General features: G+C 62.6%; 15 protein-coding genes. 4 read left to right on the top strand and 11 right to left on the bottom strand.

Annotated elements, in window-relative coordinates:
* The 3 genes from AC1D1S_RS11990 to AC1D1S_RS11980 all read right to left on the bottom strand — a co-directional run.
* The coding region (locus tag AC1D1S_RS11990; RefSeq protein WP_476994530.1) for a hypothetical protein at positions 1-1,046 on the bottom strand (1,046 nt) is incomplete at its 3' end.
* Positions 1,047-1,329: 283 nt separating this feature from the next.
* The gene (locus tag AC1D1S_RS11985) at positions 1,330-2,847 is read right to left on the bottom strand and encodes a serine/threonine-protein kinase (protein WP_476994529.1); all 1,518 of its coding nucleotides are present in this window, start codon (positions 2,845-2,847) and stop codon (positions 1,330-1,332) included.
* A 30-nt stretch (positions 2,848-2,877) separates the two neighbouring features.
* A complete protein-coding gene (locus AC1D1S_RS11980; protein WP_476994528.1) occupies positions 2,878-3,762 on the bottom strand; it encodes an FHA domain-containing protein in 885 nt (294 codons plus the stop codon).
* Between the two features lie 667 nt (positions 3,763-4,429).
* Between AC1D1S_RS11980 and AC1D1S_RS11975 the strand changes: the two genes are divergently transcribed.
* Entirely contained in the window at positions 4,430-4,921 is a 492-nt protein-coding gene (locus AC1D1S_RS11975) for a DUF1801 domain-containing protein (RefSeq protein WP_476994527.1), read from the top strand.
* A gap of 317 nt (positions 4,922-5,238) precedes the next feature.
* Positions 5,239-5,568, top strand: a complete 330-nt coding sequence (locus AC1D1S_RS11970) for a PDDEXK nuclease domain-containing protein (RefSeq protein ID WP_308197233.1) — start codon at positions 5,239-5,241, stop codon at positions 5,566-5,568.
* Between the two features lie 357 nt (positions 5,569-5,925).
* Here the strand turns inward: AC1D1S_RS11970 and AC1D1S_RS11965 are convergent, their stop codons facing one another.
* Positions 5,926-7,818 (bottom strand): transketolase, encoded by a 1,893-nt coding sequence (locus tag AC1D1S_RS11965; protein ID WP_476994526.1) that lies wholly within the window; start codon positions 7,816-7,818, stop codon positions 5,926-5,928.
* Positions 7,819-8,493: 675 nt separating this feature from the next.
* Between AC1D1S_RS11965 and AC1D1S_RS11960 the strand changes: the two genes are divergently transcribed.
* Positions 8,494-8,796, top strand: coding sequence for a DUF4193 domain-containing protein (locus tag AC1D1S_RS11960; protein WP_243178671.1), 303 nt, complete (start codon positions 8,494-8,496; stop codon positions 8,794-8,796).
* 168 nt (positions 8,797-8,964) lie between these two features.
* Here the strand turns inward: AC1D1S_RS11960 and AC1D1S_RS11955 are convergent, their stop codons facing one another.
* From AC1D1S_RS11955 to AC1D1S_RS11925, 7 genes are all read right to left on the bottom strand, one after another.
* Complete coding sequence (locus tag AC1D1S_RS11955; RefSeq protein WP_476994525.1) at positions 8,965-9,291, bottom strand: hypothetical protein; 327 nt, start codon at positions 9,289-9,291, stop codon at positions 8,965-8,967.
* 1,038 nt (positions 9,292-10,329) lie between these two features.
* Positions 10,330-11,823, bottom strand: a complete 1,494-nt coding sequence (locus AC1D1S_RS11950) for an NAD-dependent succinate-semialdehyde dehydrogenase (protein WP_476994524.1) — start codon at positions 11,821-11,823, stop codon at positions 10,330-10,332.
* Between the two features lie 9 nt (positions 11,824-11,832).
* Positions 11,833-12,279, bottom strand: coding sequence for a riboflavin kinase (locus AC1D1S_RS11945; RefSeq protein WP_476950228.1), 447 nt, complete (start codon positions 12,277-12,279; stop codon positions 11,833-11,835).
* Positions 12,280-12,293: 14 nt separating this feature from the next.
* The gene (locus AC1D1S_RS11940; RefSeq protein ID WP_476950229.1) at positions 12,294-12,755 is read right to left on the bottom strand and encodes an NUDIX domain-containing protein; all 462 of its coding nucleotides are present in this window, start codon (positions 12,753-12,755) and stop codon (positions 12,294-12,296) included.
* 24 nt (positions 12,756-12,779) lie between these two features.
* Entirely contained in the window at positions 12,780-13,361 is a 582-nt protein-coding gene (locus AC1D1S_RS11935) for a cysteine hydrolase family protein (RefSeq protein WP_476994523.1), read from the bottom strand.
* Positions 13,358-14,788 (bottom strand): purine-cytosine permease family protein, encoded by a 1,431-nt coding sequence (locus AC1D1S_RS11930; RefSeq protein WP_476994522.1) that lies wholly within the window; start codon positions 14,786-14,788, stop codon positions 13,358-13,360. Before AC1D1S_RS11930 ends, AC1D1S_RS11935 begins: the two co-directional genes overlap by 4 nt.
* Before the next feature lie 105 nt (positions 14,789-14,893).
* Complete coding sequence (locus AC1D1S_RS11925) at positions 14,894-15,832, bottom strand: flavin reductase (RefSeq protein WP_476950231.1); 939 nt, start codon at positions 15,830-15,832, stop codon at positions 14,894-14,896.
* A gap of 140 nt (positions 15,833-15,972) precedes the next feature.
* Between AC1D1S_RS11925 and AC1D1S_RS11920 the strand changes: the two genes are divergently transcribed.
* A partial coding sequence (locus tag AC1D1S_RS11920) for a GntR family transcriptional regulator (protein ID WP_476994521.1) occupies positions 15,973-16,530 on the top strand: 558 nt, incomplete at its 3' end.

Here is a 16,530-nt window from a genome sequence, read left to right as displayed (position 1 = left end):
ACTTGCAAGGCTGTAGAAGTCTTGCCTATGCCGCCTGGGCCACCCAAGGTTATAATCGGGTCGATCTCAGGATCCAGTAGCTCCTCGAGAAGCTCAAGCTCCAGTTCGTTGCGCTTAACGTAATCGGATTTGCGAGGCGGAAGATTCCCCCATGTGGCGCCCTGCAAATCTAACTGCGAGAGCCCTTCAGATTCGCTTTGAGACAATAACTGCGGCTCGATGGTATATTGAGACGCAGGGGATCTCTTGTGTGATCCCGTTACATAGGACAATGCTTCATATGTCTGGTCTTTGTCTTTATAGTGTCCATTAGCAATGTACAGTTCGGCGCCGCCATGCAAAGCTTCCACCAGGTGTAGCGGCAGCGCGGCGCCGTTGTGAATTGCGAAAAGTCCCTCGCGCGGTAAATCCTCTGGCAAGTCGTGTTCGACCTCCGAAAGGGGGAAGTGGCGAGGGGACCCTGCGTGCGTTTCACCAGCCAAATACCAAGGTAGATGTAAAAGCTTTAGATTTTGAGACATCAGTCCTAAGGCCCCAGTTAGGGGTTCAATGGCATCTGCCACGAGTCCAAGCATCGGTGCGCCGTGGTCGTACTTGTTTCGGATGTTGGCAAAGCGCGTGAAAAAAGAGACGATGGCTAACTTCTCAGCGCGAACGGTGTCAGTTGGGACGCGGAGAGCTCGCTCGGTCTGCTCAAGGAGTCTCAACGTCTCAGCCTGCCATTCCTCGGACGTGAGGATAAAGCGTTGGGTGACTTGAGCTAGGATCGTACTTGCGTCCCTCCGAAAGGCGGTCTTTGCCGGTCCAGTGACTAGACGCTGAAACTCATACGCCCAAGATCCCACCCCCGATGCCCTGACGAGCTTGTACTCCACCTCGTACCTGAAGCGCCGGTCCTCGTTACGGTCAAGTAGCGCAAGGGCATTTATGAGCGTCACCTTCGTGACCATCTCTCCATATCGGAGCATGGCCTTGAATTGAGCTACGTCCCCGTCGAAGGATTCGCTCTTCACCCGGTCCTGCATCATTTGGAGAGGTGTGTGCATTGGCCTAGACTTGCACATCCGACCGTACCTTGTCAGCCAAATCCCCAGATTTGCAACCCGATGTACGGTCTCGCCCCGGTGAGGCCTGTGGCCCTACCGAATGCTTCGCAGCCTTTGCTGCCGGCCTTCTCGGTGGGACGGAGCCGCGTCGTCAAGCGCGTGGTCGTTGCAGACGAGGTGCATACGGCGCGCTCGGAACCTAGCAGCTAGCAGTCGGGGGTAAAGAACCCACGGGCTTGAAAGCAACAAAATTCAATGCAGGTGGCGTGCCCGCATGGACAATTTATTTTCCTGTTACTGCACAAGCGGACGATGCGACCACGGGGTCGGCTTCTGAACGCCGGCACACGGTGACAGAGGCCAAGTAGACCACATCAGGTGATCGACGAATATCAGAACCTGCTGTGGTCAGAAGCTGTTCGAATTTGAACTCGGAATCAATTTGTGCACTTGTGACAAGGGCATATATGTCATAGTCTGCGCCTGCGTCGGATTCTGCATCGGAACCAAGTATTGCTGGCTGTTCCAAGTTCCACACGTCGTCAGCAACGCCGCTCGGAAACGCCGGACCCTGAGAAAAGAGCTGTCCGGACGAACGCACGGCGATCCAGACGCGCTCATTTAATGGGGCATGGCCGCGCAGCTTTACAGGTACGTACCGCCCGACCACTTCGCCGGCATGGGGTGTATCGAACTCAAGGTCAGTACGTGGTGTCGAAACAGAAGGGGGCGGCGGTGATGGAGAAGCCCTGGAGACGGATGGCGAAGGGGCCTGCGGGACTGATAATGGAAAGCTCGAGGCAGAGTTCGTAGGGCCCGGATCTCCGTTCGGGGAGAGGTTGGGCAGGAACACCCAAACGGCGGCTGCCCCAAGAAAAACGAGTACGACTCCCGCCAACACTAGTAGGCCAGGGCCCTTCCCGCGCTTTCCCTTGGAAGGCATTGGCTGAACGGCTCTCACCGCCGGGGCGGCTGCCCCGGCGGTGGCTATCTTTGGTACGGCACGCGTCTCACCATCGTGGCGGGCAGCATGAAAGGGACCGGTCAGACCTTCACGCTCTGCAGTCCGGAACGACACAAGCAGGTCCGACGCAGGGGGCCGCCGCGGACTCAGAGCGGCACGAATGTCTTCGGTGAGCGGTCCGGCGAAGTTCCCGTCAGGGATCCCTTCGTCAAACAACTTGTTGGTAAATAGCCACAAGGCCACCGCGCCGAACGACCATACGTCGGACCGTTCCGTTGCCGGCTTGCCAGCACGAACTTCGGGGGCAGCGAATGACCAACTGCCGATGCCGTTCATCGTCCTGGTGGCACTGAAGTCGCGAGGGCCGCGGGCGATGCCAAAGTCGGTCACATAAGCCCGCTGCTCCTGGTCCAGGAGGATGTTGGCGGGCTTCAGGTCGCGGTGCACGACTTCCGCGACGTCGTGAAGGTATACAAGGGCTTCCAGGACATCGATGAGGATGGAGACCTTGCTGGCATCGGAGAAGTGGGTGGCGGCTACGGCCCTTTCGAGGTTTGGGCCGGGGATGAGCTGCATGACAATGTACAGCTCGCCTCCCTCTTGAAACTCATCCAGGATATTGACGATCCGGTCATGACGGAGGCTTTTGAGAGTCTCAGCCTCCAGTTGCAGGCGCCGACGGAGGCCGGGTACGGCGGTATCACCTGGCTTCACGCCCTTGATTGCCACGTCCCGGGAGTCGTTGAGGTCCCGGGCTTTCCACACCTCGCCCATGTTTCCGCTGTTTATCGACTCCAGGAGGGCGTACCTGCCGTGCAGAATTTGTCCCGCTTCCATTACTGTCCTTACTCGGTGCTTGCCCCGAGCTCACTCGGGTAACGGCCCGCGTTTCCTGGCGTCTGGGCCGTTCTGGGCGACATCGGCGCCCTTCTCGAAGAGTATGGGTTCGGCTTCACCGATCAGAATGAGGGTTCCGGTCGTCAATGGAGTCGGTGTCGTGATGACCCTTCCTCCAACTTTGACCGGATTCGTTGCCCCTTCCAGCGGGTCGAACACCCACTCGACCCCGTTGAACCGGATCATGGCGTGGCGGCTGGAGATGGTGTCGTGGACCGTCTGGATGTGGTTGCCCTCGCCGCGGCCGAGCCGGTACGGGGCGTCCTGTGGGATCAGCTCCCACGTGTGATCTTTGAAGGTCAGCCGGGCTGCGGCGTTGAGGGGCGTCGTTCTGTCGCCGTCACCTTCGTCGCTGAAGTGGCGGGCCTTGGACGTCAGGGTCCGGGTCGTCCCGTCGCGGGCCCATTCGTAGGAGGGGTCGGGGCGCAGCCGTTTGCGCCGCTCGTCAGGCCAGACAGCAATTGGGATTGGGGCCTGGTCGTGCGGGTACCAGCCCTGTTTGATCGCGTAGTCGTGCCGATAATCGCGAAGGCCGCGCACGAACTCATCGAGGCCGACCTGCTGCACGTACCTGTAGTCTTCCGCAGGCATCGCCAGGGTGACTTTGCGGATATGCATGGGCTTGCCGTTGGCGTTCTTCACCCCTGTCCGCCGGAGGACTGCTTTGTAGACCCGGTTGACCCGGCGCATGGTGAGCGGGCCGGCGTCCAGGTCCTTCCGGACTGCGTCACGTGCTGCGGTGAGGGTGGTGATGTTGCCTAGCCGGCCAGCTTGGTGGAAGTAGTACCAGAGGCCCGCGAATGGAACGACGACGAAGAAGAGGACGATCATCAAAAATCCGAGGACAGCAGTCACTTCATCTCCTCTCGGCCTGCGCAGCAGGAATCTGTCATCAGCGTACTTGGTGTGCGGGCTGGATTGACCACTTCACGGATGATGACGACACTTTTCAGACCGATTGTTCCGGGACGATTCTGCGGCTTCCAGTGCCGCCTTAGCTGCGGTTTCCCGAGCTTTCTCATTCGTGCTCAAGTCCGGCATCTTGCCCTCCCATGGTCGTTGTAAGTTGGTCGTGTCTCTGGCTTTGCCCAACAAGTTCTCAGTGTTCCCCAGCTGTGCCAATTTCACTTGAGTAGTTAGCACTTGAAAAGTGGCATTGCAGCTACTCGCGGCCGAGAGACTGTACGTAGTGTTGATGCCCAGCTGCTGGCGGTGCCTGGAAAGTGGTTCCTGGAGCACATGACTTGCCGGCAGTACTTCGAAAGTCCTGGCGCATCTTGGCGGGCCCGTCGATCACCCAGCCGGAAGATCCATCGGCGTCCATACGGGGTGTAACTCCGACAGAATCCAGGGGTGTGGAACCCGGACCGTTGTTCCGGTCCGGGTTGGGTTCTCGCGTCATACCTGTTCATCACCTTGTATCGGTTTCCGACATGACTGGACCTCGAGGTTTGTGGGTGGTCGTCTGGATCGGAGATACTCTCCAGCTCCTGCCCTCGATGCGTAAGGAATAATTCTCTCCATGACCAGCGGGGAGATCGGTAAGAGGGAAACCCAAACGCCGGCCACGCCCACAGCGGCACATGCCGACGCCATCACGCTGCCGGAAGCCATGACCGGCAGGGCAAGCCCGGCGAAAGCGGCGGCGGGCGACAAGCCGGTCTTCGCATATATCGCCAGTCTGCCACAGCCGCAGCGGGGCATCGCCGAAGCGGTCGATGCTTTGGCGGCAAAGACGCTGCCCGGCCTTCGGCGCTCCGTGAAGTGGGGCATGTCGTATTACGGCGTCGGCGACGGGTGGTGCTTCAGCTGCGGCGGCTTTGCTCGCCATGTCAAGCTCATGTTTGTGAATGGCGCGGCGCTCGAGCCTGTACCGCCGGTGACACCGGTGGGGATGGGCAGGTCGACGCGGGGTGTGGAGCTCGAATCCATGGACGACATCGACGAACGCCAAATCGCGGCGTGGATGAAACAAGTGGCGTCCGTGCCGGGTGTTGGGGGCAGCAAGCGTTGAACCCGAAGCTTGCTGCCGATGCAAACGGTCGCCGGGAAACGCATGACATGTGAGGCGATGCCAGGCACCGCCCTTTCGCGGCCACTTCCGCCCATTATCGAAGGCCGATAACCGATGCTGCGTCAATCTAGGCTGACGTAATATCCGCTATCGGCCGCAGGAACGGACTCACAGACTCCGGTAGTGACAGACCCAGGTCCCTTTGTCAGGCCGGGAGAGCAGCTAAGCAGAACGATGGTGCAGTCAGTGCCTGCACAAAATGCCCCGTTCCTAACGGGGGGAGCGGTGCCGAGCATCAACTGTGAAGTGCGTCATTGGTGCGGTTAACGGGCTATGTGGTTATCGAACTTAAAACGGGCAAGTTCCAACCGGAGTACGCCGGCAAGCTCAACTTCTACGTAGCGCTCGTCGACGACACCCTTCGGCGCGGCCACCACAACGAAACCATCGGCATCCTCATCTGCGGCACCAAGAACGACCGCAGCGTCCGGTACAGCCTGGGACGCTCCACCTCACCCATGGCCGTCGCCACCTACACCTACGACAAGCTCCCGGCTTCCGAACAGCAGGCTCTCCCCAATGAGGGGCACTTCGTAGCCGCCCTGGAATGGGCAGAAGCAGGCTCTGACACCGACGACAGCCAATAATCGCTCACATTGGGAAACTCACACCCGCCACGGCGTGCTGACTCCGCCAAAGCAACATCAGGAATTGTCCAAAGCTCTTTGGACAATTAGGCCCGCGCCTACAGTACGAGGCCTTCCCCAGCGCCAACCACGCGACCGCGGAAATGAATCCTGTGCCCGTGATTCCAGCCCCGGCCGAAGTCCAGAATCCCGGTTTGGGACCAGACAGCCAGGGCCGGTACGGCGAAGAGAGGTTGTAGCTTCCGACGGTCCAGCCCAATTGTCCAGACACTATCTGGACAATTGGGGCCGAATAGCCAGCAGTTTCCGGGGGAGAGGCCTGTCGGGGGTTTATGTTGGTCCCGGGGAGTCGCGCCATCAAGACCGGTGCGGGTTTGGCCTGATCAGGTCCCGGGCGGCCTCGGCGATATGTTCGGCGTCGATGCCTGCCCAGGCGAGGAGCTCCTGCCCGGTTCCGGATCCGGGCATGCCGTTCGCGGCCAGGTGTGTGATGGACAGGTCACTCGGCGGTGCCGTGAGCAGGGCATCCTTGACCGCTGATCCCAGGCCTCCCTCGGGGCGGTGGTCTTCGGCGATGATGACGCGGCCCTGTGTCTCGCCGGCGGCGGTGAGCAGCGTTTCTGCGTCTATGGGCTTGATGGAGTAGCAGTCGATGACGCGGGCCTGGATTCCGTCAGCGTCGAGGATGTCTGCCGCCTTGAGCGCTTCATGAAGGGTGACCCCTGCCCCGACGAGGGTGACGTCGTCGTTGCCGGAGGACCGCAGGAGCTTGGAACCGCCGACCGGGAAATGCTCTGAGGCGCCGTACAGGACGGGGTAGGCGCCGCGGGTGGTCCGGAGATAGCTGATGCCGGAAGTTTCCGCCATGCCCTGCACCAAGGCGGCTGTGCTGGTCGCGTCGGCAGGGTAGAGGACGGTCGAACCATGCACGGCCCGGAACATCGCCAGGTCTTCCAGCGCCATCTGTGAGGGGCCGTCGGCGCCGATCTCGACGCCGGCGTGCGAGCCGCACAGGCGAAGATCGGCGCCCGTGATGGACCCCATGCGGATGAAGTCGTAGGCGCGGGTGAGGAAGGCCGCGAAGGTCGAGGCGAAGGCTCTATATCCCCGGCTGCTCAGTCCCGTGGCGGCGGCGATGAGCTGCTGCTCGGCGATGTACATCTCGAAGAACCGGTCGGGGAATGCCTTCGCGAATTCGTCGGAATGGGTGGAATTGCTGACCTCACCGTCCAAGGCAACAACGGCGGGATCGATGCCGCCGAGTGCTGCCAAAGCGTCGCCGTAAGCCTTTCGCGTAGCGACCTCTTCGCCCACTGCGTAGCTGGGGAAGGTTGCGCCGGGAGCGTCGATGCGTGCCTTTGACCCTTCTTCCGGAAGAGGGCCGCGCAAGGTCAGTGTCCGTTGACCGCCGAGTTCTGCAATAGCCTTCTCGGCCATGTCGGGCGGTAAGGGTTTTCCGTGCCAATCCGGACTGTCTTCGATCTGTGGGAAGCCTTTGGCCTTGATGGTCTTGGCGAGGATGACCACGGGCTTGCCTTCAGGTGCTTTCGCCGCAGTGGAAAAAGCCGTGTCAATCATGTCGAGATCGTGGCCGTCGATGATGATGGCCTGGGCGCCGAAAGCCTGGACCCGGCGGGCATAGGACTCCATGTCCCAGCCGAGTTCGGTCTCGCCCCGCTGTCCCAGCCGGTTTACGTCAACGACGGTGACCAGGTTGGTCAGGCCATAGTGGGCGGCCTTGTCCAGGGCTTCCCAAATCGAGCCTTCCGCCATTTCGCTGTCGCCACACAGCACCCACACCCGGTAGGGGAGCCGATCAAGGTATTTCCCGGCGAGGGCGACGCCGACGCCGTCGGGAAGTCCCTGCCCCAGCGAGCCCGTCGCGAAATCTACCCACGGCAGTGCCGGCGTCGGATGTCCCTGCAGGCGCTGGCCGAACCGGCGGTAGCCGGTCATGAGCTCATCATCGGAGACGACGCCGACGGCCTTGAAGACCGAATACAGCAGGGGAGAGGCATGGCCTTTGGAGAAGATCAGGTGATCATTGGTGTCCAGGCCCGGGTTGTCCCAGTCATAGCGCAGATGACGGCTGACCAGGACAGCCAGCAAGTCTGCGGCCGACATGCTCGACGTCGGATGGCCGGATCCGGCGGACGTGCTGGACCGGATGGAATCCACCCGGAGCTGCGCAGCGAGTTCAGCGACCAGTGAGAGGTCCTCGCCGACATTTTCGTGGTTTGCCGCGGGCATGGCGGTGTCCTTCGTCGATGGAACTTGCCGGATCCCTGCAGGGTCTCGCCGGAGGAAGAGTAAGTCAAGACTCTCCGCCCAACACCTGCGGGCCCTGCCAGCCCGGATGCGCCCATGCACCCACGCAGAGCGACCCCCGACAGGACCCCGCGCTGCCACCCCTCCCGCCATGCGGTCAGGCAGGGCCACCAGGAGAGCAGTCAACGGGCCACTGCGCCATCAAGCCCAAGACCGGCAAGCTCAACACCGGGGCACCCCGGTCGTGCGCTGCTGCCCGGAACACCGTCAAACCGTCAAACCCAACTTCTGTGCCGGCCTGATCGGCGATGGACTCCAACGTGACCGGCGCAGCGAAGCCACCGGCATCCGCCTCCACAAAGCCAGGAACGACCACAATAACCGGTGCAGCCTGGGACGCCCCACCTCCCTCTGGCCGTCTGCCTGCGATAAACTCCCCGTCAACCAACAAACATCCCCAGAGGCATCGTCGCGGCGCTGGAACGGACCGAACCCGACGCGGATGCCGAAGCCCGCAACGCCTGGGGCGCCTCTCCGCCAACCGGCGCTCCTCCGGGGCCGGACCCGCCCAGCAGGTCCTCCCGGCCAAGGAATACCCGGCCGATGGTGTACGTTGCAGTTCCGTCAGAGAAGAACACCAGAAAGAGACACACCTCAGTGGCAACTGATTACGACGAAGTACGTTCCGACGTCAAGGAATCCCAGGACAGGTCCCTGGAAGCGCTGCAGTCCGCCAGCGCACCCGATGCCCGCAGCGTCGTCCGCGAACTGGACGAAGCCGACGCACTGGATGAGGCCATGACCCCCGGCGGGGAGTTCGTTGCCGAGGAACTCATCGTCCAGGTCATTCCCCAGGCCAAAGACGAGTTCACCTGCTACTCCTGCTTCCTGGTCCGGCACCGGTCCCAGCTCGCGCGCGAACGGGACGGCCATCCGTACTGCATCGAGTGCGCGGGATAAGACATGCCGCCAGCTACCCGGTCACGCAAGGGAGCGATGCTACAAATGAAAGTCCAACGCGCTCTCTCACACCGCATGCTCCGCGCCCTACACGGACATCAGATTCAGGCACACAGGCCCAAGCTGTGAGCCAAGGGCACGGCCAACCCCAGTAGCCAGTGCTGCGCGTCAGGCTGCCAGGACTGGCGACAGGGCCGCGGACACCGCGGTGTTCTGCGTCAGGAGGCTGATCTGGTAGTCACGCTGGCGAGGGTCCACGTGCACCGGCAGATGATGCGACTTTGCACACGCGCGAAGCTCTCCCATGGCGTCGGAGTCAGTCTGTGCACGCGTCACATCGAGTTCCAGCGACAGCCCTGAGGTGAGCGAGCCGGCGCGCTGGACCACACCGTAGAGGCCATGGACGTTCTGAACCGTCACGTGACCCTCGACATTGACGTGGGCCTTGGCGCCATCGAGGTCCACACGGACCAGCACCCGCAGCTTCTCGTTCACACAGTTCTCCACTCCAAAAGGGGCCACCACGCTGTGGCCCCCGACAACGATAGACGCAATGTGACCTGGATAACAAGAAATCAATCTGAACGGGGCTCAACCGTGCGGACGGCTGACGGCCGCGGCGCGCACGGCCATTAAGGACCCCGGGGCAGCGCACGGGCGCTTTCGTCCAGGTTCCGGGCGGCGAGGACAGCTTGAGGTGCGGCCTGAGGTGCCCAACCAGGCCCGGCCAATGGCTCGGGCGAGGAACAGCCACAACTGCGCGGGTCATCACCCAGCCGCGGCGGTGAGGCTAGGCCTCGGGCCCGATGCGGCGGGCGAGCCAGCGGTTAAGGAGCCATCGCCTCGGCAACTCCCTTTCCACCATTGCCTGCCCGTCAAGGCCTGCCCCGGCCAGGTAGGAGCGGAACTCGCGGCGGTGCCCGGTGACGACCGCGTCAGGACAACAGCTGCACATTCGTGAGCCCAACAGGCCTCCGGGCATGGTCGAAGTCAACGTAGCGGGGGCCGCCACGGTCGATGAGGCACTCGAGACTGGCGGTCTCTCACCACAGCACAAGATCGGGGTACTGATCACGCGCATCGGAATGGGATGTTACATCGTCCGTGCCCACCCAGCTGTCCCTTATGGTCTGGTACGCCAACAGCAAGCATAAGGAGCCAGGGACCGGACCCCACTCAAGTGCCCGCCTTGCATGCATTGTGAGAGACGCCGAGCAGGGCCCTCTGAAGCCTCCGGGACACGCGACTGTCGGGGCATGCCGGCCAACGCCAGGATCCCGACAGGGGATCATCGCCACTGCGCCCCCGCCTGCGCTGCGAACCCGCGCCGCGGCAAAGACCCAGCGACAGCGCACCGTCCGCGGGGCTGAGACCGGCACTATCGGTTCACGGAGCTCCTAGACAACGTAGCCAATACAAGGGCGCGTTCGTCAGGTGGGGTGTATTTCAGCCTGACAGAAGTTCTGAAGGACATGGGGAGCCGCCGCCGACACTGCCGCGGGGGCTTTCCATGTCGCCACCCCCTGGCCGGAGTCAGTTCGCGTGGGGGTCGGCGATGCCGATGTATTGGGTGGTGGTGTATTCGGCGATGCCTTCGGAGCCGCCTTCGCGGCCGAGCCCTGACTGTTTCACGCCGCCGAAGGGTGCTGCGGCGTTGGAGATGACGCCGGCGTTGAAGCCGACCATGCCGAACTCGATCTGCTCGGCCACGCGCAGCAGCCGGTTGAAGTCGCGGCTGTAGATGTAGGACGCGAGGCCGTACTCGGTGTTGTTGGCGAGCCGGACGGCGTCCTCTTCGGTGGTGAACGTAGTGACCGGGGCGACGGGGCCGAAGATTTCCTGGCGCAGGATCTCGGCGTCGTTGGGCACATTGGTGAGCACGGTGGGCTGGTAGAAGTAGCCGGCCCCCTCCACCGGTGAGCCGCCCGTGACGGCGGTGGCCCCGGCGCCGACGGCGGCGCTCACGAGCGCGTGGACGTCGTCGCGGGCGCCGGCGTCAATGAGCGGGCCGACCTGGGTGCCGGGGTCGGTGCCGCGGCCGGTGGTCAGGGCGCCCATCGCTGCGGCGAACTTCGCGGTGAATTCCGCCGCGACGGATTCCTGGACCAGGAACCGGTTGGCTGCGGTGCAGGCCTCGCCCATGTTGCGCATTTTGGCGGCCATGGCGCCCTCGACGGCCTTGTCCAGGTCGGCGTCCTCGAAGACGATGAACGGTGCGTTGCCGCCGAGCTCCATCGAGGTGCGCAGCACGTTCTGCGCCGCATCGGCCATCAGCCGCTTGCCCACGGGGGTGGAGCCGGTGAAAGAGACCTTCCGCAGCCGCGGATCGGCCAACAGCGGCCCGGAAATCCCGGAGGCGGAGGAAGAGGCGACGACGTTGAGGACCCCGGCGGGGAGGCCGGCGTCGAGCATGGTCTGAGCGAAGAGCTGGGCGGTGAGGGGGGTGAGCTTGGCCGGTTTGAGGACCATGGTGCAGCCCGCGGCGATGGYGGGTGCGACCTTGCGGGTGGCCATCGCCAGGGGGAAGTTCCACGGGGTGATGAGCAGGCACGGTCCCACCGGCTTGTGCTGGACCAGGATCTTGTTCTTGCCCTCGGGCGTGGTGAGGTAGCGGCCGTAGTCGCGGACGGTCTCTTCAGCGAACCAGCGCAGGAACTCGGCGCCGTAGGCGACTTCACCGCGGGCTTCGGCCAGCGGCTTGCCCATTTCCAGGGTCATCAGCAGCGCGAAGTCCTCGGTCCGCTCGGTGACCAAGTCGAAGGCGCGGCGCAGGATCTCGGCCCGTTCGCGCGGTGCCGTACGCGCCCAGGACGCCTGCGCGGCATGGGCCGCGTCTAACGCAGCGACCGCGTCGTCGCTGGTGGCCGAGGCGAGGGTGGCCAGTACCTCACCGGTGGCGGGGTCGTGCACGTCGAAGGTGCCCCTGTCGGACGCATCCCGCCACTGGCCGTTGATCAGCAGGCCCGTGGGCACGGAGGCGAGGAGGGAAGTTTCGCGGTCGATGGTCAAAGTCGTGGTGTCAGCCATATCGGCTCCTTAGGATGCGTAGCTCAGTGTCTTAGAGTTCAACCCGCTGGATTCGCGGTGGGTCTGCGACGGGGATGGCGGGAAGTGCGAAATGGACCATTCGTGAACCTTTTGGACGTCTTGGTTCAGCTGTTCCGTGAGTGCCTGGACATCGTCGAAGGCGCGTTGCGGCCGGATTTTGGTGGCGAGTTCAACACGGATTCTTCGGCCGTAGAGGTTCTCGGTGAAATCGAGGAGATGGGCTTCCATCAGGCGCTGCCCGGCTTCGCCATAAAACGTCCGACGGCGGCCGATTGATACTGCCGCAGGGAACCATCTGTCCGATTCGATTTGCACGATCGCTGTCCAGACGCCGTCCTGGACGTCTTCGTTGTCGAGTGGGATGTTGGCGGTGGGGAAACCAAGGAGTCTGCCCCGCTGGTCGCCGTGTTCCACGATCCCTTCGATGACTGTCACTGGTGAGTCCTCTTTCAGATATGCGGTGCTGCCTGGATGACGGCGTCCAGCCAGGGGACGCGGTTGGAGAACCGGCTGATTTTGGCCGGGACGCTCCAGCGGTAGACGTCATGTTCGTCGTTGATCGTTAGTCTGCGGCGTGTGGTTGTCGCAGTGAAGGTGTGCACCAGCCAGGGGTTTCCCTTGTGGTCGGGAATCATGAGCTGTTCTCCGCGTTGAAAATCGGCGAGGTCCTCTAGAGTGAGTCCTGCTTCTTCCTCGAGTTCGGTCAGGGCTTGCTGTTCGGGGGTGACGTTCGGCTCGAGGTACCCGGTGATGCAGTGCCAGAGACCGCGTTCGTGTCCGACGGACTGGCTGCGCTTGAAGAGGGCGATCCGGCCGCGCCACTGAACGACGGTGGCGATGACCTCGCGTGGAAGGTCTGCCGTGGCGTTGCGGTCTTCAGAGACCGTCGAATGCGGTGTCAGGGTGATCATGTGGTGCTCCGGTGTGGCGGGTTTTCACAGGCGGGAGTAGGCGTTCCGCACTGTACGGGTAAGGAACTGGTCACTGGTCATCACTTCGCATATCGGTGAGAGGAGTTCCAGGAGCGCCAGCGTCTGCTGCTGAGCTTGATCGGTGACGGCGGCACAGGCATCGGAGATGACGGTGACGAACCGTCCGGCGTCAACGGCGCCAAGGGCGGTGGACAGGACACAGCAGTCGGTGGCTACCCCGGTCAGGACCATTTCGGTCCCTTCCGGGATGAGGGCTGCCAGCTGGGGTCCCCACTTGGAGAACGTCGGCGCATCGACCACCGTTGCCGTGCCTGGGACATTCATGGTGATGTCCCAAGCGTTGGAATCGGTGGGGAACCGCATCTCGTTCCATCGCTGGTAGTAAGCGGCCCAAGCACCGTGTTCGGTCTCGTCGCGGACGAAACGGGTGAACACGGCGCCGGATCCGAGTTCTTGCTGGAGCTGTTCGATAACGGGGACGATCTCGTCGTAGCGGGGAACCTGCCATTGCCCCTCGTTCTGGAAAACTCGCTGCATGTCGATGACGACGAGCCTGGGCGCGCCGGGGCCAGGGGCKGGTGTCACAGGGTCCGTCCGGCGGGGGTGCGGTCCAGCATCTCGTGGCCGGAGAGGCGCTGGCGCCGGTGGGTGGCGAAGTAGACGGCGGCCGCGACGGCTGCTCCGACGTAGTAGGAGAGGTCGCCGATCTGGGGAATGGCGGCGGCGRTGGGGCCGGTGTAAATGGAGGACATCCAGAAGGGCGAGGATAGTGCGACGCCGGCGGCCCAGGCCACGAAGCCCCATTCGAATTTGCGGGACTTGTCGAAGAGTTCGCGCAGGCCGCGTTCGGTGCGGCGGCCTCCGAACAGGTAGTCGCACACCAGAACGGCGACGTAGGGGGCGATGCAATAGGCGGTCAGGTTCAGGAAGGCGGTGAATCCTTCGTTGAAGCCTTCCTGTCCCCACAGCGCCACCAGGTAGGAAGCGACGCAGATGAACACGACGCCGATGTGGCGTTTGACGGGGACACCCATGGTCTGGATGGAAATGGCGCCGCCGTACACGTTCAGGAAGTTTTGGGTGAAGGAGGACAGGGCGACGACGCCGAGGCCGACGGCGGCCCAGGGGCCCATGGTTTCTTTGAGTGCGCCGATGCTGTCAGTAGCGGTGGTCGTGGAGCCGAGCAGTGTCCCGAGAATGCCCATCCAGACCAGGGTGATGAAGTTTCCGAGCATGGTGGCCCAGCCGGCGCCGCGGCGGTTGCCGGGGGTGTTGGGAAGGTATCGGGAATAGTCGGAGGCGAAGGGCATCCAGGCGACGATGAAGGAGAAGAACCAGCCGAAGAAGATGATCCATCCGCCTACGCCGTCGAAGCCTTTGGCGGATTCGTTGAAGGTGTTCTCGATGCGTCCGTTGGCGGCGGCTATCACGGTGATGAAGATGAAGCCGATTACCAGCACGAAGGACAGGATGCGCTGCAGGAAGTGGATGAGGTTGTAGCCAATGACGGCAACGACGAGCTGGATGGCCATCAGAACCAGGGATGAGATCCAGAAAGGAATATTCGTCAGCAGCGCGATGGCTTTGCCGCCAAGGATCACTGTGACGGCGGCCCAGCCGATGCCGGCGAACACATTCACGTACGCCACGGGGAACAGGTTGCCGATGAATCCAAGCGGCCCCCGGCCCTGCATCTGTTGCGGAACTCCGAGCCGGACGCCCATGGCCGAGAGGTATCCCATGCCGGCGGATGAAATTACCCCGGCGAGGATGATGGCCAGGACTGCGGCCCAGAAGGGCAGTCCGAAGTAGGTGGCGCTGAAGCCCAGGACCACGATGGGGAAATTCATGCCCGCGGCGAACCAGAGGAAGAACTGGGAGCGTGGTTTTCCGTGGCGTTCGACGTCGGGGATGTGTTCGATGCCGTAAGGCTCGATTTTGGTGAGGCTGTTGCGGTAACCGCGGTCTTCGGCGACGCTGTCGTCGGCAGCGCGGAGGGTGTCAGGGCTCATCTTTGTGTCCTAATGTGGGAAGCGCACCTATGGTGCGCTGCTTGCGAGCAGAATGGGTCGGCGCGGCTGGTGCCTGTCGGAGGGTGGTCAGCCGCGCCGGCCTTTTTAGAGTTCGGCCAGTTCAGCGCCGTCGAAGAAGTGACCGGCCTTGTAGACCATCGGCGCGGTGCTGCTGGTTTCCGCGTGGCGGACCCGGCAGATAAAGACCGTGTGGGTCTTCGCCTGGAACCGTTCCTGGATTTCCGCTTCCAGGCAAGCTGCGGAACCGTCCAGCAGGGGGCTTCCCTTGGGTCCTTCGTGCCAGTCGAGTTCGGTGAACTTGTTGGGTGCTTTGGAAGCGAAAACCTTGACGGTGTCCAGCTGTTCGGTGCCGAGGATGTTGATGCCGAGGTGGCTGGAGGAGAAGAGAGCAGAATAGGTGCTCGAGGTCTTCTGGACGCAGACGAGCACCAGGGGTGGTTCGAGGGAGACCGAGCAGTACGAGTTGGCCGCGAGTCCTTTGGGGGTTTCGCCTTCTTTGGTGGTCACGACCGTGACGCCGGTGATGAACTGGCGGTTGAAGGACTTCATCAGGTCCGGGTCCAGTTCCGGGAAGTCCTCGCCGTCCGAGGTGGCCGGTGTGGCGATGCCGCGCAGGGGCCTGATGCCGAGGCCGGCAAGCAGTTCGCTTCCGTCCCAGGTCACAGACTCTGTGAGGATCTTCCCGTTTTCAACGGTGAGGATGTTTGAGCCCCGGGTCTGGACGGTGAGTCCAGTTGCGGGAACCCCGAGGTATTCGTTGGTGTGGGTGCCGGTGGAGGTCCAGAAGACGGCGACCGTGCCATCCCCTTCGACGACGTCATCGACCGTGGTGCGCAGGTCGGGGAAGGCTTCCCGGACCGCTGCGATCTCTGACTTAAGGCCGGCAAGATCAACGGTTGCGCCCGTGGCCTTGCTGGTGCGCGTGTAACCGGGGGCTACCAGACGGTCCAGGGCATCAAGGTCGCCCTTGTCCCAGGCTGCCAGCCACGCCGATGTGATGAGCGGTTCCAAGGTCTGTTGCATACCAATGACGGTAATCCAGCTCACAAGCAAAGGTCAAGAGGGACGGCGAAAGGGGGTAATTTCCTTGGCAGTGGGGGGTTTTTGTGAATCTCACCTTCCGCCTATTGACGCTCTGATGCATGCAACATAGGCTGTCATGTATGCAAGATGATCTCGCAACAGTCAATGAGGTGGCGGAACAGGACGGACTCCTGCATCGCATCCGCCGGCTCGTCCTCAGCGGCGACTTCCCTCCGGGAGCTGTCGTTCCTGAGGCCTTCCTCGCGCAGGAGTTCGACGTGAGCAGGACACCGATCCGGGAAGCGTTGAAGCAGCTTCAGCATGAAGGTCTCGTGGAGATCCGCCCGAAAGTCGGCACCTTCGTTCGGGAGCCCACGCGCAGGGAGATCATCGAGCTTTTCCAGCTCAAGGAATCCATGGAGGGACTGGCCGCTTCCCTGCTGGCCCGCCGTGGGGAGGTTCCGGAGCTCGCTATATTGCGGCGGAACCTTGAAGAATCCGAAATGGTCTCGCTTACACACGACACCGACGCCTATGCCCGGCTTGTCCACGAGTTTCACTGGACCATCGTCCGCGGCTCGGATAACCGCAAACTCGTTGAGCACTACGAGCGGCTCATGAACCAGCTCGCCTACCAGCGGCTGGTCCTGCGCACGGTTGAACATCCCGGCAGGCTTGAAGCCTCCACCCGTGAACAC

Source organism: Arthrobacter sp. P1_A5, assembly GCF_056406825.1.
Note: the sequence above shows the minus strand (reverse complement) of the source record. Positions and strands in the feature narration are given on the sequence as shown.